Source organism: Nonomuraea sp. KM90, assembly GCF_052246675.1.
Classification (GTDB): Bacteria; Actinomycetota; Actinomycetes; order Streptosporangiales; family Streptosporangiaceae; genus Nonomuraea.
The window spans coordinates 1-19,115 of record NZ_JBQQCB010000062.1; the positions used below are offsets into that span (position 1 = coordinate 1).

Annotated in this window: 16 protein-coding genes; 5 read left to right on the forward strand and 11 right to left on the reverse strand. The window is 73.9% G+C overall.

What is annotated here, in order from left to right; all coding sequences use genetic code 11:
• The coding region (locus ACTWPW_RS39480) for a type I polyketide synthase (protein WP_443171707.1) at positions 1-4,114 on the reverse strand (4,114 nt) is incomplete at its 3' end.
• Between the two features lie 334 nt (positions 4,115-4,448).
• Between ACTWPW_RS39480 and ACTWPW_RS39485 the strand changes: the two genes are divergently transcribed.
• Together ACTWPW_RS39485 and ACTWPW_RS39490 are read left to right on the forward strand one after the other, a co-directional pair.
• Positions 4,449-5,810 carry a condensation domain-containing protein gene (locus ACTWPW_RS39485; RefSeq protein ID WP_443171680.1) on the forward strand — a complete coding sequence of 454 codons (1,362 nt, stop codon included), beginning with the start codon at positions 4,449-4,451 and terminating at the stop codon, positions 5,808-5,810.
• 62 nt (positions 5,811-5,872) lie between these two features.
• Positions 5,873-7,399 (forward strand): amino acid adenylation domain-containing protein, encoded by a 1,527-nt coding sequence (locus ACTWPW_RS39490; RefSeq protein WP_443171681.1) that lies wholly within the window; start codon positions 5,873-5,875, stop codon positions 7,397-7,399.
• Between the two features lie 69 nt (positions 7,400-7,468).
• Here the strand turns inward: ACTWPW_RS39490 and ACTWPW_RS39495 are convergent, their stop codons facing one another.
• Complete coding sequence (locus ACTWPW_RS39495; protein WP_375118941.1) at positions 7,469-7,720, reverse strand: phosphopantetheine-binding protein; 252 nt, start codon at positions 7,718-7,720, stop codon at positions 7,469-7,471.
• Positions 7,721-7,915: 195 nt separating this feature from the next.
• On the opposite strand from ACTWPW_RS39495, the gene ACTWPW_RS39500 reads away from it, so the two are divergent.
• Genes ACTWPW_RS39500 through ACTWPW_RS39510 form a run of 3 tightly spaced genes read left to right on the forward strand, consistent with a single transcriptional unit; the run spans position 7,916 to position 11,626 of the window.
• Positions 7,916-9,559 (forward strand): condensation domain-containing protein, encoded by a 1,644-nt coding sequence (locus tag ACTWPW_RS39500; RefSeq protein ID WP_375118940.1) that lies wholly within the window; start codon positions 7,916-7,918, stop codon positions 9,557-9,559.
• A gap of 7 nt (positions 9,560-9,566) precedes the next feature.
• The gene (locus ACTWPW_RS39505; protein WP_443171682.1) at positions 9,567-10,457 is read left to right on the forward strand and encodes an LPD16 domain-containing protein; all 891 of its coding nucleotides are present in this window, start codon (positions 9,567-9,569) and stop codon (positions 10,455-10,457) included.
• Between the two features lie 5 nt (positions 10,458-10,462).
• Complete coding sequence (locus tag ACTWPW_RS39510) at positions 10,463-11,626, forward strand: cysteine desulfurase family protein (RefSeq protein WP_443171708.1); 1,164 nt, start codon at positions 10,463-10,465, stop codon at positions 11,624-11,626.
• A gap of 11 nt (positions 11,627-11,637) precedes the next feature.
• On the opposite strand, the gene ACTWPW_RS39515 is transcribed toward ACTWPW_RS39510, so the two are convergent.
• From ACTWPW_RS39515 to ACTWPW_RS39555, 9 genes are read right to left on the reverse strand one after another with little or no spacing between them, the layout of a single operon-like run.
• The gene (locus ACTWPW_RS39515; RefSeq protein ID WP_443171683.1) at positions 11,638-12,645 is read right to left on the reverse strand and encodes a hypothetical protein; all 1,008 of its coding nucleotides are present in this window, start codon (positions 12,643-12,645) and stop codon (positions 11,638-11,640) included.
• A 23-nt stretch (positions 12,646-12,668) separates the two neighbouring features.
• Positions 12,669-13,547 (reverse strand): glucose-1-phosphate thymidylyltransferase RfbA, encoded by an 879-nt coding sequence (gene rfbA, locus ACTWPW_RS39520; protein WP_443171684.1) that lies wholly within the window; start codon positions 13,545-13,547, stop codon positions 12,669-12,671.
• 15 nt (positions 13,548-13,562) lie between these two features.
• Positions 13,563-14,378: an ABC transporter permease gene (locus tag ACTWPW_RS39525; protein ID WP_443171685.1), complete on the reverse strand. Its 816-nt coding sequence runs from the start codon at positions 14,376-14,378 to the stop codon at positions 13,563-13,565.
• Positions 14,375-14,719, reverse strand: a complete 345-nt coding sequence (locus ACTWPW_RS39530; protein ID WP_443171686.1) for a hypothetical protein — start codon at positions 14,717-14,719, stop codon at positions 14,375-14,377. The genes ACTWPW_RS39525 and ACTWPW_RS39530 overlap by 4 nt, the downstream gene beginning before the upstream one ends.
• Positions 14,716-15,894: an ABC transporter permease gene (locus ACTWPW_RS39535; RefSeq protein ID WP_443171687.1), complete on the reverse strand. Its 1,179-nt coding sequence runs from the start codon at positions 15,892-15,894 to the stop codon at positions 14,716-14,718. Before ACTWPW_RS39535 ends, ACTWPW_RS39530 begins: the two co-directional genes overlap by 4 nt.
• Before the next feature lie 2 nt (positions 15,895-15,896).
• Positions 15,897-16,835: an ABC transporter ATP-binding protein gene (locus ACTWPW_RS39540; RefSeq protein ID WP_443171688.1), complete on the reverse strand. Its 939-nt coding sequence runs from the start codon at positions 16,833-16,835 to the stop codon at positions 15,897-15,899.
• A complete protein-coding gene (locus ACTWPW_RS39545) occupies positions 16,832-17,842 on the reverse strand; it encodes a right-handed parallel beta-helix repeat-containing protein (RefSeq protein WP_443171689.1) in 1,011 nt (336 codons plus the stop codon). Before ACTWPW_RS39545 ends, ACTWPW_RS39540 begins: the two co-directional genes overlap by 4 nt.
• Positions 17,839-18,333 carry a hypothetical protein gene (locus tag ACTWPW_RS39550; protein WP_443171690.1) on the reverse strand — a complete coding sequence of 165 codons (495 nt, stop codon included), beginning with the start codon at positions 18,331-18,333 and terminating at the stop codon, positions 17,839-17,841. The genes ACTWPW_RS39545 and ACTWPW_RS39550 overlap by 4 nt, the downstream gene beginning before the upstream one ends.
• A complete protein-coding gene (locus ACTWPW_RS39555) occupies positions 18,330-19,112 on the reverse strand; it encodes an alpha/beta fold hydrolase (RefSeq protein WP_375118931.1) in 783 nt (260 codons plus the stop codon). Before ACTWPW_RS39555 ends, ACTWPW_RS39550 begins: the two co-directional genes overlap by 4 nt.
• Positions 19,113-19,115: the final 3 nt, after the last annotated feature.

Sequence of the window (19,115 nt, forward strand, 5' to 3'; positions counted from 1 at the left end):
CCCGCCGCTCCAACGCCAGCACCATCTTGATCACACCCGCCACACCCGCAGCCGCCTGCGCATGCCCGATGTTCGACTTCACCGACCCCAGCCACACCGGCCGATCAGCCGGCCGCCCGCGCCCGTAGACGGCGGTGATGGCCTCGGCTTCGATGGGGTCGCCGAGCCGGGTGCCGGTGCCGTGGGCCTCGACCGCGTCGACGTCGGCGGCGGTGAGCCCGGCGTCGGCCAGGGCTCGCTGGATGACCTCCTGCTGGGCCTGCCCGCTGGGCGCGGTGAGGCCGTTGCTGGCGCCGTCCTGGTTGACCGCGCCACCCTTGATCACGGCGAGGACGGGGTGGCCGTGGCGGCGGGCGTCGGAGAGCCGTTCGAGCAGCAGCACGCCCGCGCCCTCGGCCCATCCGGTGCCGTCGGCCGAGGCGGAGAACGCCTTGCACCGGCCGTCGGCGGACAGCCCGTTCTGCCTGCTGAACTCCACGAACATCCCCGGGCTGGACATCACGGTGACGCCGCCGGCCAGCGCCATGGAGCACTCCCCGCGCCGCAGCGCCTGCGCCGCGAGCACGATCGAGACCAGCGAGGACGAGCAGGCCGTGTCCGTGGTGATGGCCGGTCCGCGCAGGCCCAGCGTGTACGAGATGCGCCCGGAGACGACGCTGAGCGCGGTTCCGGTGAGCAGGTGGCCGCCCGCGACGCCGGTGGCCTGGTGCAACCGGGGACCGTAGTCGGGGGCCATCGCCCCCACGAACACGCCGGTGGCCGAGCCGCGCAACTGGGCGGGGTCGATCCCGGCCCGCTCCAGGGCCTCCCAGCAGACCTCCAGCAGCAGCCGCTGCTGCGGGTCCATGGCCGCCGCCTCGCGCGGGCTGATGCCGAAGAACGCGGCGTCGAACAGGTCGGCGTCGTAGACGAATCCACCGTGCCTGGTGTCGCTGGTCCCCGAGCGGCCGGGGCCGTCGGCGAGGATCGCGTCGAGGTCCCACCCCCGGTTGGCGGGGAACTCGCCGATCGCGTCCGTGCCGCCGGCGACCAGCCGCCACAGACCCTCCGGCGAGGTGACCTCTCCCGGGTACCGGCAGCCCATGCCGACCACCACGATCGGGTCGTCGTCCGGGGCCGTGTCCGGGGCGGCGGGCGCCGCCGCGGTGTCGCCGCCGGTCAGCAGCGTGTGCAGGTGGGCGGTGAGCCGGTCGGGCGTCGGGTGGTCGTACAGCAGCCCGGTCGGCAGCCGCAGCCCGGTCGCCGTGCGCAGCCGGTCGCGCAGCTCGACGCCGGACGCCGACTCCAGCCCCAGGTCCTTGAACGTCCTGCCGGGCGCGATCTCCGCCGCATCGTCGTAGCCGAGCAGCCGGGCGGTGGTGGACAGCACCAGCTCGCGAAGCTCCTCCCTGGAACGCGGCGCGGCCGCCGGCACGTCGGGCTCCACCTCGGCCGGGGCTGCCACCTGCGAGGGGCTCCTCCGTCCGGCGGTGAGCGGCGGGGTGTGGCTGCGGCGCTGGAACGGGTAGGTGGGCAGGTCGACGATTCGCGCCCCGTCCGTCTCGCAGAGGCCGGCCCAGTCCACCGGGGCTCCCCACGCGTACGCCTGGGCGAGCGAGCGGACCACCCGCTCGCGGCCACCCTCGCCGCGGCGCAGCGTGCCGACCGCGGCCACGTCGTGCCCGGCCGCCTCGGCGGTCTCCTCCACCCCGGTCACCAGCACGGGGTGCGGGCTGCACTCGACGAACAGCTCGCAGCGCGCGTCGAGCGCCACCCGCACGGCCTGCGCGAAGCGCACGGGCCGGCGCAGGCTGCGGTACCAGTAGCCGGCGTCGAGACCGGCGGTGTCCATCGGCTCGCCGGTGAGGGTGGAGACGAACGTGGTGGCGCTGCTCACCGGCCTGATCGGGGCGAGCGCGGCCAGGACCTCGTCGCGTACCTGCTCGACCTCGGGCGAGTGGGAGGCGTAGCTGACCGGGATGATCTTGGTGGGGTGGTCGCCCAGCCGTGCCGCCAGCTCCGCCAGCGCCTCGCGCGGGCCGGAGACCACGACGGAGCGCGGCCCGTTGAAGGCGGCGACGGAGACGGGTGCGGCCAGGTCCGCGATGGCCCGCTCCACCAGGTCGAGGGGGGCGGCGACGGACATCATGCCGCCGCTGCCGGCGATGCCCGCGATGGCGCGGCTGCGCAGGGCCACGACCCTGGCGGCGTCGGACAGGGTCAGCGCGCCGATGACGGTGGCCGCGGCGATCTCCCCCTGGGAGTGGCCGACGACCACGCCGGGCTCGACGCCGTGGGCCCGCCACAGCTCGGCGAGGCCGACCATGACCGCCCAGAGCGCGGGCTGGACGACGTCCACGCGGTCCAGGCCGGGGGCGCCGGGGCGTTCGTGGAGCACGTCCAGGAGGGAGAAGTCGGTGAAGGGGGCGAGCGCGTCGGCGCACGCGGCCAGGCGCCCGGCGAACACCGGCGAGGCGGCCGCCAGGTCGCGGGCCATCCCCGGCCACTGCGACCCCTGCCCGGGGAAGACGAAGGCCCGTCCGCCGCCGGTCTCGTGACCGGGACCGCCGCCGGGGGCCGTCCCGGTCACCAGTGCGTCGTGCGGCAGGCCGGCGGCCAGCGCGTCGAGTGCCGCCAGTCGCGTGTCACGGTCCCCGGCGAGGACCACCGCGCGCCGGTCGAGGGCGGCCCGGGTGCGCACCAGGCTCAGCGCCACGTCACCCGGCTCCACCGCCGGATCGCCGGCCGGCGCGGAGAGCCGCGCGGCCTGCGCCCGCAACGCCCCTTCCGCCCGCGCCGACACCACCCAGGGCGCCACCGCTCCCGGGTCGGCTACACGCGCCCAGGTCGCTGCCCGCATGGAGCCGGGCACGGAGGGGGACGCCGGCGCGGGAGGCGCGGGGAGGTCCGTGGGGGGCGCGGTGAGGATGAGGTGGCAGTTGGTGCCCCCCATGCCGAAGGAGCTGACGCCCGCCACCGGCGACCCGTCGCCGTCCGGCCAGTCCCGCGGGCTGCGGACGACGCGCAGGCGCAGCTCCTCCAGCGGGATCTCCGGCGGGGGCGACTCGAAGTGCAGGCTGGGGGGCAGCTCGCGGTGCTTGAGCGCCAGGACCACCTTCAGCAGCCCCGCGATGCCGGCGGCGCCCTCCAGGTGGCCGATGTTGGTCTTGACCGAGCCCACCAGCAGCGGCTCGGTGCCGGGCCGGGCGGCGCCGTACGTGGCGCCGAGCGCCGCGGCCTCCACCGGATCGCCCACCTTGGTGCCGGTCCCGTGCAGCTCCACGTACTGGACCTGCGCGGGCGTCACCCCGGCCGTGGCGCAGGCGAGCGTGATGACCTCCTGCTGGGCCTGACCGCTGGGCACGGTCAGCCCGTCGCCGCCGCCGTCGTTGTTGATCGCCCCGCCCAGGATCACCGCGTGCACCGGGTCGCCGTCCGCCAGCGCGTCCGTGAGCCGCTTGAGCACCACCAGCGCGCCGCCCTCGCCCCGCACGTAGCCGTTGGCCCGGCGGTCGAAGACGTGGCAGCGCCCGTCGGGCGACAGCGCGCCGAAGTTGCCGATGGCGGTGGTGGTCTCGGCCAGCAGGTTCAGGTTCACCCCGCCGGCCAGGGCGAGCTCGCTCTCGCCCCGGCGCAGGCTCTCGGCGGCCATCCAGACGGCCACGAGCGAGGACGACTGGCCGGTGTCGAGGGTCAGGCTGGGGCCGCGCAGGCCGAGGACGTACGAGACGCGGTTGGCGATCATGGCCCGGTTCGCGCCGGTGTAGGCGTGCCGGCCGAGGTCGCCGACCCCGAGCCGGTCCTGCAGCGCGGCGTAGTCGTTGGAGATGGAGCCCAGGAAGACCCCGGCGGCGCGCCCGCGCAGCGCCGTGGGCACCGCGCGCGCGTTCTCCAGCGCCTCCCAGGCCAGCTCGAGCGCCAGGCGCTGGTGCGGGTCCATGACCGCGGCCTCGTTGGGCGAGATGCCGAAGAAGGCCGCGTCGAACCCGTCGACGTCCTCCAGGAACCCCCCGCGCCGGTACGCGGCGCCGGCCGGCCGGCGCCCCTCGGGCGCGTCGGTGACCGCGTCCACGCCCTCGCGCAGCAGCCGCCAGAACCGCCCGGGATCGGCGGCCCGCGGCAGCCGGCAGGCCATGCCGACAACGGCGACGGCCACGGGGACATCGTTCACGGTCCGCTGTGTCGACTCGCCAGCCATCAAAGCGCCACCTCAGCACTCGGGGATCGTCGAATATGACGCCGACGGTTTTTCCGGACGACTGCGCAGAATTACTCGACAGCCGTGCGAGTTCGCGGCTATGACTTAGTTGCTGCGACCATAAGGTTCTTTTCCGCCCCGGCACACGCCCCGCCCGCCGTCATATAGTTGCCACCTTTTGTGGCCACCGCCGCCCACCGGCCGCGCCCTTGACCCGAGGCGTTCCGGTCCGCGATGAATGACGGACGGAGAAAGCTGCGGAGGGGGTCACATGTCCGTCGAGGCGCCGCTCAGCAACGGCCAGCTCTTCAGCTGGCGCGAAATCGAGCGCTATCCGGACGACTGGCTGGCGGAGGCCAACCTGCCGGTCACCTGGGACGTGCGCGGCCTCTCCGCGGGCCGGGTGACGGAGCTGCTGCGGCGGCTCATGGACCGGCACGAGGTGCTGCGCACCACCTACCACGTACGCGACGGCCGGCCGGTCCAGCGGGTCCACGACGCGATGGCACCGCCGGTCGAACACGACGACGCCCGCGTGGTCACCGACCCCACCGAGTTCGAGCTGACCAAGGCGGAGCTGGTGGCGAAGCCTTTCTCCATGATCGGCGACCCCAACTGGCGCGGGAGGCTGGTCAGCTCGGAGGGCACGCCGCTCTACCTGTCGCTGACGTTCTCGCACCGGATCGTCGACCTGTGGTCCATCCACCACCTGCAGGACCAGTTCAAGGCGCTGGTGGCCGATCCCCGGGCGACGGCGGCCGTGGGTCCGCCGCCGCGCGAGCTGGCGCGCCGGCAGCGGGAGGAGTCCTGGCGGCCCCGGCAGGAGGGCTCGGAGCGCTACTGGCGGGCGGTGCTGGACAAGGGCCTGATGGACGGGCTGCCCACACTGCCGGCCAAGGTCAAGCGCAACCGGCTGGAGCTGACGCTGCGCTCGCGGAGCCTGGGCGGCCTGGCGGCGGAGGCGGGGAAGCGGCACGGGGTCACCGCCCCGGCCGTGGTGATGGCGTTCGTCGCCGCGGGGCTGGCCCGCCACCTGGACACCGACCGGGTGACGATGAGCCTGATGTCCTCCAACCGGTTCGACCCGGAGGACCAGCACAACGTGGGCACGATGAACCAGCTCATCCCGTTCGTCACGGCCGTGGACCTGCGTGCCACGCTGGCCGACCACCTCAAGCGCCTGCACTGGGCCAGTGCCAAGGCCTACCGGCACTCCTGCTACGACTTCGACCGGATCGCCGCCCTGGCGGCCGAGCTGGGCGAGCGGCCGGAGCACGACTGCTGGGTCAACCACCTGTTCCGCGCCTGGTTCAACTACATCCAGGTGGACCGCCGCCCCAGCGACCCGCACGACCCCAGCCCGGCCGAGCTGGCCTGGACCCCGCTGGCCCAGCAGTACGGCCAGGCGTTCCGGGTGCGGGTGGAGGTGCGCGGCGGGTGCACCAGCGTGCTGATGCTGGCCGACCCCGAGGTGCTGCCGGCCGAGGCGATGACCGACATCATGCGGACGCTCGTGGCCGGCGTGCGGCTGGCGGTGACCGACCCGCAGCACGCGCTGAAGGACCTGTGGAACGTGGGCGCCGCGATGCCGCCGTCGCTGTTCCCGCCCGAACCGCCCGAGCCGCCGCGCTAGCGGCCGCCGTCGCCGCTCGGCGCCCGATCCGCCCGAGCCGCGCTCACCCTTGTGGAGAGGCCATGGAACGCACCCTTTACCAGTGGTTCGCCGACTCCGCCGCCCGCCACGGCGAGCGGGTCGCGTTGGAGGTGGGCGGGGCCCGTCACACCTACACCGAGCTCGACGCGCTCTCCCGGCGGCTGGCCGCCGAGATCGTCGGCGCGTGCGGCGAGCCGCCGGCCCGCGTCGGCCTGTACGCGGCGCGCAGCGTCCTCGCCTACGCCGGTTACCTGGCGATCCAGCGGCTCGGCGCGACCGCCGTCCCGCTGAACCCCGCCGCCCCCGCCGCGCGCAACCGGGCGGTGGCCGGGGCCGCCGGGCTCGACCTCGTCCTGGCCGACGCCGCCCTGCGGCCGCCCGTGCTGCCCGCCGCCACGCTGTCGCTGCGCCTGGACCGGCTGGACGCCCCGCCGCGCGGCCTGCCCGACACGCTCCGGGCCGGGGTGGACGACCTGGCGTACCTCCTGTTCACCTCGGGCTCCACCGGCGTGCCGAAGGGCGTGCCGCTGCGCCACCGCAGCGTGGACGCGTACCTGGCCCACGTGGTCCCCCGCTACGAGCTCGCCCCCGGCTGCCGCGTGTCGCAGACCTTCGACCTGACCTTCGACCTGTCGGTGTTCGACATGTTCGCCGCCTGGGGCGGCGGGGCCACGCTGGTCGTGCCGGGCCCGTACGACCTGCTCAAGCCGGTGGCCTTCGTCTCCCGCGAGCGGCTGACGCACTGGTTCAGCGTGCCGTCGGTGGTGTCGATGGCCATGCGGCTGCGCCGGCTGGCGCCCGGGGCGATGCCGTCGCTGCGCTGGAGCCTGTTCTGCGGGGAGCCGCTGACGGTGCGGCAGGCGGACGCGTGGCGGGTGGCCGCGCCGGGCAGCGTCCTGGAGAACCTGTACGGCCCGACGGAGCTGACCATCAGCTGCACCGAGTACCGCCTGCCGGCCGACCGGTCGCGCTGGCCGGAGCCGGCCAACGGGACGGTGCCGATCGGCCTGCCGTACCCGGGGGTGGAGCGGCTGGTGCTGGACGGTACGGGCCGGCCCGCCGCCGAGGGCGAGCTGTGCCTGCGCGGCGTGCAGCGCTTCCCCGGCTACCACGACCCCGGGGTGAACGCGGGGCGCTTCGTGGCTTTCGACGGCGTACGCGCGACCCCGGCGGAGCCGGCGGGGGCCACGGTGGCGCCGGAGCTGTGGTACCGGACCGGGGACCGGGTGGCCTGGCGTGACGGGCTGCTGGTGCACCTGGGCCGGTTGGACCAGCAGGTCAAGATCTCGGGGCATCGGGTGGAGCTGGGCGAGGTCGAGGCCGCCCTGCGGAACCAGCCGGGCGTGCACGAGGCGGTCGTGCTGGCGGTGCCGGACGGGGACGGCGAGCCGGCGCTCGAGGCCGCCTGCACCGGCGTCGGCCTGGATCCGGTGGCGCTGGTCAAGGGGGTCGCGGCGGTGCTGCCCGGCTACATGGTGCCGCGCTCGGTCACCCTGCTGGACGAGCTCCCCCTGAACGCCAACGGCAAGGTGGACCGCCGCGCCACGGCGGCGGCGCTGAACGGCTGACCGGCCGCGCGGCGCGATCGGCCGCGGGCCGGTGACAGGCGGCCGGTGACAGGCGGTCGCGCCGGGTGGTCAGCGGAGTGGCGGCCACCACGAGGCCAGCGTCTGCCAGAGCGAGCCGACCGTGGCGAACGTCGCCTCGTTCAGCAGCTCGTCGGGCAGCTCGACCCCGTACGCGTTCTCGACGTCGACCAGCAGCCGCACGACCCCCATCGAGTCGAGCCCGAGCGCGCCCAGCTCGTCGTGAGCCGTCAGAGCCCCGGCATCCGCGTACGGCAGATGCGTCCGCAAAAGGCTCTGGAAACCATCCGGAATTTCCAGCATGGCGATGCCCCCATCTCACGGATTCATCACTTTGTGAGAAGAGGCTGCCGAAAATTTCGGGGTCAGGTCAAGAGCGGCCCGGCTGGCAGCTTGTCCCGCGCCGAACCGGCCATTGCGCACCCATTGCCCCGCGGCCGGGAAAGACCAATTCTCATTGTATTCGGGTGTTGCGTAATCCGTAGAGGTGAATGCCTGATGAAATCAGCGAGCCTGTGCTGGGGGCAGCGTTACATGTGGCTGCGCGTCCATCAGCTGCCGCCGGAGCACCAGCACGAGACGCACGTGGTGCTGCGCTTCCGGGTGCCCGACGGGCTCACGACCGCCCGCTGCCGGGCGCTGCTCACCCATCTCACCCGCCGGCACGAGGTCCTGCGGACGACGTACCACCTCGGACCCGAGCCCGAGCAGCGGGTGGATCCGCCGCGCGCGCTGCCGGTGATCGAGGTCTCCACGGAGCGGGACGGCACCGCCACCCCCGTGGACGTGATCGACGAGCTCACCCGGCGGCCGTTCGACCTGGCCGGCGAGTGGCCGATCCGCGCCTGCCTGATCACCACGGGCGGCGCCCCGAAGCAGTGCGTGCTGGTGCTCAACCACCTGGCCGTGGACGTCTGGACGCTGGGGGAGATCAAGCGGGAGCTGCGGACGCAGTCGGCCGCCTCCGCCGCCCGCCGCCAGGTCGCGCTGGCCCCGGTCCGGCACCAGCCGTCCGACCTGGCCCGCCACGAGGCGTCGGCGGACGCGGCCATCGTGGCGGCGCGCGCCATGGCGCACTGGCAGGAGGAGGTGGCGCGGCTGCCCCTCGATCCGTTCGCGGGCCGGCGCGGGCCGGCGGAGGGGCCGGCGGAGGGACCCGTGGCCAGGCACGCGACGCTGATCTCGCCCGCGCTGCTGGCGGCCGGGCAGCGTATCGCGGGCAGGCACGGGGTGTGGCCGTCGCTGGTGCACCTGGCCGCGTACACGGCCATGATGGCGCTCTACACCGGCCAGGAGTCGGTGGGGTTCCTGTCGTTCGTCAGCAACCGGCAGACGCATCCGTACCCGGACGTGATGACCTGCATGTTCTCCCCGATGCTGGTCAGGGTGGACTGCTCCGGCGACCCGGGGTTCGGGGAGCTGCTGCGGCGGGTGTCGGAGAGCTTCGGGCGGGCCGGGGAGCACGCGTACGTGCCCTACGACAAGGTCGTCGAGATGGTGTCGCGCGAGGGGTCCGCGCGTGGCGGGGAGGTGCGGCTGGGGTCGGAGGTCAACTTCATCAAGCAGCGCACCAAGGAGTACGGCGGCCGGCGCAGCGCCTTCACCTGGAACCCGGAGCCGGAGTCGTGGGCGCACTGCGGCCTGGACACGTACCTGCGTGTCGACCAGTGGTGTGACGCCGTCTCCCTGTCGCTCCACGCCATGTCCTCGGTCATGGACGCCGCCTCCGTCGAGCGGTTCCTGCGCGGCCTGGAGGCCCTGGTGCTCGCGCACGACGACCCCGCGGCCGACCTGCGGATCAGCGAGGCGGCCGGGCAGGCCGCGTTCGCGCCGCCCCGGCCGGCCGGCCGGATCCGGGACGCCGCCGCGACCGGCGAGCCGCCGTCCGCGGCCGTACAGGCGCTGGCCGAGGCCGTGCGGGACGCGCACGGCCTGGCCCACATCGACCCTTCCCGCAGTTACACGCTCGCCGGAGGCCGGGCCCTGCGCATCCCGCAGGTGCTGGCCGACCTGGGCAGGCGCGGCTGGGAGGGCCTGTCCCTCCAGCAGCTCGCCGGTCCCGCACCGTTGGCCGCGCTGGCGGGCCGGTTGGCTCCCCGCCGGCGGACACCGTCCAGCCAGATCCCTAGCAACTCGGAGTGAACGCATCATGAACCACGCTCTTACCGGCCAGGTGGTCAAAAGCCGCCGGTTGGTCGCCTCGGAGCAGGAGCTGCGCCAGGCGATCGCCCGCGAACTGCCCGGCGGCGACCTCGCCGACCTGGTCATCATGGGTGGCCATTTCATGCTGTTCGAGGACCCCGCGTCCGGGCGGCTGACGCCCGGCGTCATCGAGGAGCACCAGGACGAGACCATGCGCCGCCGGATCGCCGGCCGCGTCGGCATCTTCCCCGGCTACACCTGGCGGATGTCGGTGGACCTGCTCCAGGAGTACGCCGGGACCGGCGCGGACGTCCGGCTGCTGCTGCTCATCAACGACTGGCAGTACGTGCCGAACGCCGGCCGCCCGGCGAGCGAGCTGCGCGCGGAGTTCCTGGCGAACCTCGCCGCGCTGCCCGCCTCCTACGAGAAGGCGCTGTGCGAGGCCGGGCTGACGCAGGAGAGCGTCCTGCCGAGCCGGAAGCACCCGCTCGCCTTCCCCGAGACCTGGCTGAAGTACCGCTTCCAGAAGGCCGCCGACCGGTTCGTCAAGCAGGGGCGGCTGGAGAAGCGCTTCCTCGACGCGGGCTCCCGGGACACCGAGGTGGCCTTCCTGGACGCCGACGGCAACTACCGGACGCTGATCAGCTGCGGCATCACCGGGTGCGCCGGCGAGATCACCGAGATGGTCTCCGAGGTGTACCGCGCCGGGCACCGCAACCTGCTGATCTTCGCGCCCGGCGAGTGCCTGATGCCGGTGGAGACCGGCGTGGACATCGCGCTCAGCCTGTACGACCTGCCCGGCATGCGGGTGGTCGTCGCCGACCCCGGCGGCAGCGGCGAGATGTCCCAAGAGGAGATCTACGGCAACCTCGTCACCGTCAGCACGTTCCGGCGGTGACCCCGATGAAGGTCATCTACCTGGACGGCTGCGCCACCACGCGGGTGGACGACGAGGTGCTCGACGCCATGCTGCCGTTCCTGCGGGAGGAGTACGGCAACCCCTCCTCCCCGCACGTCATGGGCAAGCGGGCCAGGCGGGCGGTCGACGCGGCCACCGAGTCCACGGCCCGGCTGATCGGGGCCGACCCCGGCGAGGTCGTTTTCACCTCGGGCGCGACCGAGAGCAACAACATCGCGCTGCTCGGCATGTTCGCCCACCACGACACCGCCCCGGTCAACGGCGTCTTCTGCCCGACCGACCACAAGTCCTCGCTGGCCGTCGGGCAGGCGCTGGCCGCCCGCGGCGTCGAGACCAGGACCATGCGGGTGCTGCCGAGCGGCCGGGTGGACCTGGACCACCTCGCCGGGCGGATCGACCTGAACACCCGGGTGGCCACGGCCGCGTGGGTCAACAGCGAGATCGGCGTCGTGCAGCCGGTGGCGGCGATGGCCGCCCTCTGCCACGCGGCCGGCGCCCTGCTGCACGTGGACGCCGCGCAGGCCGCCGGGCGCATCCCGATCGAGGTGCGGGAGGCGGGGGCCGACACCCTGTCGATCTCGGCCCACAAGATCCACGGCCCGAAGGGCGTCGGCGCCCTGTACGTACGGCGGGAGATCCGCCACCGGCTGCGGCCGGTGATGTACGGCGGCGGCCAGCACGCGCTGCGCAGCGGCACGATCCCCACCCACCTCGTGGTCGGGCTGGGCAAGGCGTGCGAGCTGGCCGCGGACCGGCTGGACGCCGAGTGGCGGCGGGTCCGCCGGCTGCGCGCCACGGCGCTGGACATCCTCAGGGCCGGGATCCCGGGCGTGCGGGTCAACGGCGACCCGGACGCGGGCGTGCCACACGTGCTGAGCGTGGTGCTGCCCGGCGTGCGCGGCGAGAGCCTGGTCTCCAGCCTGCGGTCGGTGGCCCTGTCGACCGGGTCGGCGTGCAACTCCGGCTCCCAGGAGCCCTCCTACGTGCTGACCGCCATCGGCGTCGACGCCGAGGACGCCAACTGCTCGGTCCGGATGTGCCTGGACCCCCGGATGGCCTTCGAGGACCTGGTGCTCGGCGTCGAGCTGGTCGTCGAGCGCGCCCGGGCCCTGGCCGACGTGGCGGTCGCCACACCCGGCCAGGGCTGAGGCACCGGGGGTCAGCCGGTCTGGAGGAACTTCCTGGCCGCCTGGACCCCCGCCTGGAACCGGCTGGTCGCGTCGAGGTCCCGCATCATCGTGGCGATGTGCCGGCGGCAGCTCCGCACCGACATGCCCAGCTTCCTGGCCACCACCTCGTCGGTGTAGCCCTTGGCCATCAGGGCCGCGATGGACTGCTGGAGGTCGTCGGCCACGTCCGCGTAGCCGAATTCGATGCCCACCAGCGGGGTGGCCGTCTCCCACAGGTGGTTGAACAGGTCCAGGAAGAACTGGGCGATCCCCTGGTTGTGCACGCGGGCGACGTTGGCCTCGATGACGTCGGACTCACCGGGCTCGGCGTCGTCCACGCCGAACAGCACGACCAGGGACCGGTCGAAGACGATGGCCGACCTCGGCACGTGGCTGACGGTGTAGATCGCCGCGCCCGCGTCGGTCAGCCGCTTCATCCGCATCCGGGTGCCCACGTCGGCCCGGTTGCGGTGCTGGCAGATGATGCGCACGGTGACTCCCCTGGCCACCAGGGTCAGGAAGGTCTCCGCCAGGTCCTCGACCACACCGCCCGCCTGTAACACCAGCACCTCGTCGCGGCAGGCGTCGCCGGCCGTCTTCAGGAAGCCGCGCACCTCCATGGTCCCCACCAGGTACTCCACCGTGCTCGGGGCCGAGCCCCTGGCGTCGTCCGGCCGGACCTCGAACAGCCCGATCCGCTCGCGGATCTGGTCGATCAACTCCCTGCGCCGGTAGATCTCCCGCTCCACGGTGGACACGAGAGAGGCGGCGGCCAGCTCGGGATCGACCGGTACGTACCGCTCGCCCCCGTCCTCGTCCGGGCGCAGCAGGCGGCTCTCGACCAGATGCCGCACCGCCTCCATCAGCTCCCCCGTCCCGATCCCCAGATCCGCGGCCGCCACCTCGAACGCCTCTATGGCGCCCTTGCGCGCCGCATAGCGGTACACGTCCGTCACGTGGGCCCCGCCGGCCGGCGGCCTGCCCGTGAACGACGTCATCAACGTCATGGTCCTGCCTCCCCTTATTTCTTCCCGAACTGCTCCGCCACCGAGAGCACGTACTGGCCGTAGCCGGAATTACCGAGTGCGGCGCCGAGCCGGTGGCATTCCCCGGCGTCGATGTAGCCCATGCGCAGGGCTATCTCCTCCAGGCAGGCGATCCGGACGCCCTGCCGTTGCTCCAGGAGCTGGACGTACTGCCCGGCCTGGAGGAGGGACTCCGGCGTCCCCGCGTCGATCCAGGCGAAGCCACGGCCGAGGTTGACCAGCTTCGCCTTGCCACGCTCCAGATAGGCCCGGTTGACGTCGCTGATCTCCAGCTCGCCACGGGCGGAGGGGGTGAGGTTCTTGGCGATGTCGACGGCCTCGCCGTCGTAGAGGTAGAGGCCGACGACGGCCTGGTTGGACCGGGGCGCGCCCGGCTTCTCCTCGATGGACAGCAGCCTGCCGGCGGCGTCGGCCTCGGCGATGCCGTACCGGTGGGGGTCGCTGACCGGATAGCCGAACAGCACGCAGCCGTCCACGTCGCGGCACTCCTGCCGGAGCAGCTCCTGGAAGGAGTAGCCGTGGAAGACGTTGTCGCCGAGGATGAGCGCGACCGGGCCGCCGCCGATGTGCTCGGCCCCGATCAGCAGCGCCTCGGCGATGCCGTTGGGCTCGGGCTGCTCGGCGTACGCGATGCGCAGGCCGAGGTGGGAGCCGTCGCCGAGGAGCCGGTGCAGCTGGGGCAGGTCCTCCGGCGTGGTGATCAGCAGGATGTCCCTGATGCCCGCCAGCATCAGCACCGACAGCGGGAAGTACACCAGCGGCTTGTCGTTGACCGGCAGGAGTTGCTTGGAGACCGCCAGCGTGGTGGGCAGCAGCCGGGTGCCCCTCCCTCCGGCGAGCAGGATGCCCTTCATCGCGACCCGTCCTTTCTAGATGCCGGTCAGTGCGCGGCGGCTGAACAGGGCCAGCGCGGCACCCAGCAGCAGCGCGGCCATCCCGGCCAGCACGGCGACCTGGGGCAGCACCGCGGTGAGGCCGGTGCCGGGCTGAGCGAGGGTCAGCAGCGCGTCCATCCCCCAGGCGTGCGGGAAGAGGTGGCCGATGGCGTTGATCACCTCGCCCGACGACTCTCGCGGCCACAGGCAGCCGCCGAGCATGCCGAGGACCACGCCGAGCGGGGGGCCGATCGCGGGGGCCTGGTCGGGCGAGCGCAGCAGGGTGCCGGCCAGGAGCGCCGCGCCCGTGGCCACCAGCGAGAACGCGACCACGACGGCCGCCACGCCGAGCGGGTCGCCCCACGAGATGCCGAACGCCAGCGCGCTGACCACGACGATCAGCACGGCCTGGGCCAGCGCCACGATGAACCGGCTCAGCGCCTCGCCGAGCAGCACCGACCGGCGCCGGACGGGGGCGGTAAGCGCGCGCTGGAGCATGCCGAGCCGGCGGCTCTCGACCAGGGCCGCGGCCACGGCCATGGAGTTGATGAAGGTGAACAGCAGCAGGTTGGCCGGGGCCGTGTAGGCGAAGCCGCGCGGGTCGGCGGAGGTGGCGCGGCCCGGGGCTGCGCCGCTCACGGCGACCCGGCCCGACTCCGCCTGCGCCTGCCGGACGTACGCGGCGGCCCGGTCCGGGGTGGCGCCGGCCGCCATGGCCGCCCTGGTGGCCTCCTGGACGGCGGCCACCCTGCCCACCGCGACGTCGATGGCGCTGCGGGCGGCCAGGCCGCTGCCGTTGGTCTGGGTCACGACGAGAGTTCGAGGCGGGCGGGGTCCCGCGGGATCACCAGCCCGGCGGCCAGCGAGCCCGCGCGCACGCCGGAGCGCAGCTCCGCCGCCGAACCCGCCACGCTGATCTCCAGGTCGGGGCGGCCGCGCAGCTCCGCCAGCAGGGCGGTGGTGACGGGGTCGGAGCCGTGGGCGACCACGCCGACGGGCAGCCGGTCCGTCCCGCCCCCGATGGCCATCCCGACGAAGACGATGGAGACGAACGGCATGACCACCATGAAGAACAGGCCGACCCGGTCGCGGGCGTGCCGCCGCAGGTTGGCGGACACCAGCGCCAGGACGGGCCGTGGCTTCGCGGTCACAGCAGCATTCCCTTCTTCAGCCCGATCACGGCCAGGACGCCCGCGACCAGCGCGATCGCGCACAGGACGGCGACGGGCCCGGCCACGGCGATCAGTCCCGTACCGGAGCCGGCCAGCTCGGTGAGCGCCCGGGACGTCCACCCGTTCGGGGTGAGCAGGGCGGCGCCCTGCAGCACGCCGGGGAGGTTGTGCGTCGGCACGAGGCTGCCGCCGAGGAAGGCCATCACGAACGAGACCACCATGAGCACGCCGTCGGCCTGCGCGTCGGTCCTCACCCGGCCGGCCACCAGCATGGTGATCGCCGCGGCGGCCAGCACGTGCGCCAGCAGCACCACGAACACGGCCGCCGGATCGCCCCAGGTCGCGCCGGAGACGAGCACCGAGGCCGCCCAGGTGACGCAGACGCTGACCAGGGCCAGGGTGAATCCCACGGCGGCCTTGCCGGCGAACGGCACCCACACGGCCAGCGGCCCGGCGCGCATCCGGTCGAGCGTGCCGAGCCTGCGCTCGGTGAGCAGGCCGCGGAAGGACGCTCCGACCACGAAGAAGGCGAACAGCGCCGCCATGCCGGAGCCGTAGTAGACCGACAGATCCACCTTGCCGCCGGACAGCGGGTCGCCGGCCAGGGTCAGGGCGGGCCCGGCGGCGCCGTTGCGCTCCACCAGCTCCTTGACCTCGTCGCCGGGCACCCCGGCCAGCAGCGCGGCGCGTACCGCGAGCGTCCTGGCGTCCACCAGGGCGGAGATGCGGTCGACGATGGCGCCGGCCACCACGCCGGCCAGGGGCGACTTCGGGGAGGTCAGGACGGCCACGTCGCCGCCCTCCCCGGCGCCCACGCTCCGGCTGAACCCAGCGGGGAAGACGATGGCCGAGCCGATCTCGTCGGCGTCCAGGGCCTGCTGCGCCTGCTGCCGGCCGGGCAGGTCGCGCAGGGTCACGCTGCCCCGCAACTCCTCCGACGCCAGCACCTCGCGGCGTACGCTCGCGGGGAACTCGCCGCCGTCCAGGTCCACGAACCCCACCGTCGCCCGCAGCGGCGGGTCGTCGCCGCCGAGAACCAGGCTGAACAGCGTGGCCAGGGTCACCGGGACGATCAGCGCGATGACCAGGGCGGTGCCGTCGCGCAGCCGGGTGCGGAGTTCCAGCGCGCTCACCGCGACGAGTGCTCTCCACATGGTCAGTCCCTGAGGGTGCTGCCGGTGAGGTGGAGGAACGTGGCCTCCAGGTCCGGTTCGATCACCTGGGTGGCCGTCACGGTGGCGCAGCCGTCCACGGCGGTGATGAGCGAGGGGAGCAGGTACCTGCCGCCCTCGGTGATCAGCCGGATGGACGTGGCGCCGGTGCCGGCCGCCTCGATGACGCCCTCGACCGTGCGGAGCTTGGCCAGGGCGGTCTCCACGTCGCCGTCCAGCGACAGCTCCACCTTGTCGGCGCTGCCGACCAGGGAGATCAGCTCCTGGCGGGTGCCCTCGGCGATGATGCGGCCGTGGTCGATGATCGCCACGCGGTCGCACACGCGCTCCACCTCCTCCATGTAGTGGGAGGTGTACAGCAGCGACATGCCGTCCTCGACCAGCTGCTCGACGCCGTCGAGGATGGCCTTGCGGCTCTGCGGGTCCACGCCCACGGTCGGCTCGTCCAGGATCAGCACCTCCGGCCGGTGCAGGAGCGCGGCGCCGATGTTGATGCGCCGCTTCATGCCGCCGGAGTACGTGGCGAGCCTGCTGTCGGCCCGGCCGGCGAGCCCGACCAGGTCGAGCACCTCGTCGATCCGCCCGGCCAGCTCGCGGCGCGGCAGGCCGAACAGGCGGCCGAAGAAGCGCAGGTTCTCGCGGCCGGTGAGCTCGGGGTAGAGGGCGATCTCCTGGGGGACATAGCCGATCTTGGCCTTGGCGCGCATCGGTTCGGCGGCCAGGTCCACGCCGCCCACCCGCACTCCGCCGGCGTCGGGGCGCAGCAGGCCCACGAGCATGGAGATCGTGGTGGTCTTGCCCGCGCCGTTGGGGCCGAGCAGCCCGTACGCCTCGCCGGGGGCGATGGCGAAGCCGACGTCCTCGACCGCGGTGAGGTCGCCGTACCGCTTGCTCAGGCCGTGGCAGGAGAGGGTGTCCGTCATCGCCGCCACCCCGGCGCGTCGGGCGGGTCGCCCTTGTCGGCGGTGTTCGCGGCGAAGGTCTGGCGGGCCAGGTCCGCCCCGAGCTGGTAGTCCAGCGGGGTGTTGCCGTGCACCCGGTTCCACAGCACGTGGGTGTCCAGGACGTCGTCGCCGCCCCAGTCGCGCGAGGAGCCCAGGACGAAGGCGGCGCCCATGACCGACTCACCGCTGGGGTGGTTGTCGTGGATGTGGTTGCCCACGACGCTGACCCGGTGGGTGCCGATCAGCGCGAGGCCGACGCCCGAGATCGGCGGCCCCGCCGCGCCCAGCCCGTCGGGACCGGCGCCCGCGGCCAGCCCGTTGCCGTGCAGCTCGTTGCCCGCCACCAGGCAGTCGGTGACCCCGCCGGGCGGCTCGCCCTCGTAGACCTGATTGATCATGAGTATGCCGATCGCGTTGCCGTGGCAGGTGTTGTTCAGCACCCGGGCGCCGGAGGAGTTGTCGACGAAGAGGCCGAACGCGTTGGCGCGGGTCTCGTTGCCGGCGATCTCGTGGTCGGACAGGGGGCAGAAGCTCAGGGCGGCGCCGGCGTACTGGCTGCCCGAGGCGCGGCAGCCGGTCACCCGGCAGGTGGTGGATTCGCGCAGGTAGACGCCCCAGACGGCGTTGTCCTCCGCCTCCACCTGGTGGACGGTGACGCCGGTGACCGAGTGCGCGTACACGCCCGCGCCGGAGAAGCCGCGCACGGTCAGCGCCTCGACGCGCACGCCGGCGACGTCCTGGCCGTACACGGTGACGCCGCTGACCACGTCCGCCGCGGCGTCGTGCAGACGGGGCACGTCGGGGGGCGCGCCGTCGCCCGGGACGAGGACCGTCCGGCCGGGGCCCGCGCCGGCCAGGGTCACGCCGGAGTGCCTGATCCACACGCTCTCCGCATGGACGCCCTCGGCCAGCTCGATCCGTGCTCCGGGGCCGGACTCGTCCAGCACCCGCTGGATCGACTCGCCCGGCCGGACCGATCTCCTCATGACGGGACCCCCTCTTCCTCGACGTAGACGACCGCCAGCGACACGAACAACCCGTCGCCCCGCCCCCACCGGGCGACCCCCACCGGGACGCCGTCGGCCGGGCCGAGGCGTTCGAGGGCGGCGCGGGCGCTGGCGCCGCGGACGGCGTAGGACGCGCCCCCGGTCAGCGGCACGCCCGTGGAGACGGCCAGTTCGGCGGCCGCCTCCTCCAGCAGCCGGGCGGCCCAGCCGGGGGGCGGTGCCACCACGGCCTCGAAGTCGTGCCAGGTGAAGCCGGGCGGCCGGACGCCGACCGCCTTGATCAGGCTCTCCTTGACGGAGAAGGCCGCCATGCCCGGTCCCAGGGCCCGCTCGGCCGGGGTGGAGACGTGGCGGGTGAACACCTCGCCGCCTCGGGCCGCCGCCCTGGCGAGCCGGTCGGACTCCACGATGTCCACGCCCATGAGGACCGCCGGCGCGTCCACGCGCGTGAGGGCGGCGGCGGCGCTCACGCGAGGGCCCCGGCGAAGCGGGAGACGAAGGACTCCAGGGCTCCGGTGTACCGCTCGGCGCACTCGACCATCGGGATGTGGCCGCTGTCCTCGACGACCAGCACCTCGTTCGCGGGGTACGCGGCCAGCACGTCCAGCCAGGGCGCGACCGGGGTCATGCGGTCGTGCCGGCCCCAGACGTACAGGGAGGGGCAGCGCACCCGGTCCAGCGCCGGCCTGACCTGATACCGGCGGGTGGCCTTGATGCTGCGGGCCATGCTCACCATGGACTCCGGGCGCTGCAGCAGGGCACCGGCCTCGGCCATGCGCTCGGGGGCGAAGTGGCTGCGCCCGCTGTGGAACAGGGCCGCCACCATCCGCTCGCCGAACTCGTCGCCGAACGGGCGCACGCTCCCCCGCCGGTCGAAGCTCAGGCCGACGTCGGGGTCGGGGGTGAGGCCGGGGGCGCCGCTCACGACGATGCCGCGCACCCGGTCGGGGTGGCGGCCCGCCAGATCGATGGCCACCAGCCCGCCGAGCGAGTTGGCGCACACGACGGCCTCCCCCACCCCGGCGTCGTCGCAGGCCCGCAGCAGCGCGTCGCCGAGCCGTTCGATCGACCCGGCCACCTGGCGGTCCAGCGCGCAGATCGCCTCGTTCGTGCGCAGCACCGGCCACCCGCCCGCGGCCAGCCGGTGGAAGGGGTGGTCCCAGATCCAGCCACCGGCGAACAGCGCGGACATGAACACCACGGCCGGCCTGCCGTCGCCGGGCACGTGCTCGGCGGTGAATTCCAACATCGA

What these genes read in the sequence shown, in the direction of transcription:
- ACTWPW_RS39500 (WP_375118940.1), top strand. Translation starts at nt 7,916, where the DNA reads ATGAAATCAGCGAGCCTGTGCTGGGGGCAGCGTTACATGTGGCTGCGC.
- ACTWPW_RS39515 (WP_443171683.1), bottom strand. Translation starts at nt 12,645, where the DNA reads ATGACGTCGTTCACGGGCAGGCCGCCGGCCGGCGGGGCCCACGTGACG.
- ACTWPW_RS39540 (WP_443171688.1), bottom strand. Translation starts at nt 16,835, where the DNA reads ATGACGGACACCCTCTCCTGCCACGGCCTGAGCAAGCGGTACGGCGAC.
- ACTWPW_RS39545 (WP_443171689.1), bottom strand. Translation starts at nt 17,842, where the DNA reads ATGAGGAGATCGGTCCGGCCGGGCGAGTCGATCCAGCGGGTGCTGGAC.
- ACTWPW_RS39485 (WP_443171680.1), top strand. Translation starts at nt 4,449, where the DNA reads ATGTCCGTCGAGGCGCCGCTCAGCAACGGCCAGCTCTTCAGCTGGCGC.
- ACTWPW_RS39490 (WP_443171681.1), top strand. Translation starts at nt 5,873, where the DNA reads ATGGAACGCACCCTTTACCAGTGGTTCGCCGACTCCGCCGCCCGCCAC.
- ACTWPW_RS39535 (WP_443171687.1), bottom strand. Translation starts at nt 15,894, where the DNA reads ATGTGGAGAGCACTCGTCGCGGTGAGCGCGCTGGAACTCCGCACCCGG.
- ACTWPW_RS39555 (WP_375118931.1), bottom strand. Translation starts at nt 19,112, where the DNA reads ATGTTGGAATTCACCGCCGAGCACGTGCCCGGCGACGGCAGGCCGGCC.
- ACTWPW_RS39510 (WP_443171708.1), top strand. Translation starts at nt 10,463, where the DNA reads ATGAAGGTCATCTACCTGGACGGCTGCGCCACCACGCGGGTGGACGAC.
- rfbA (WP_443171684.1), bottom strand. Translation starts at nt 13,547, where the DNA reads ATGAAGGGCATCCTGCTCGCCGGAGGGAGGGGCACCCGGCTGCTGCCC.
- ACTWPW_RS39505 (WP_443171682.1), top strand. Translation starts at nt 9,567, where the DNA reads ATGAACCACGCTCTTACCGGCCAGGTGGTCAAAAGCCGCCGGTTGGTC.
- ACTWPW_RS39495 (WP_375118941.1), bottom strand. Translation starts at nt 7,720, where the DNA reads ATGCTGGAAATTCCGGATGGTTTCCAGAGCCTTTTGCGGACGCATCTG.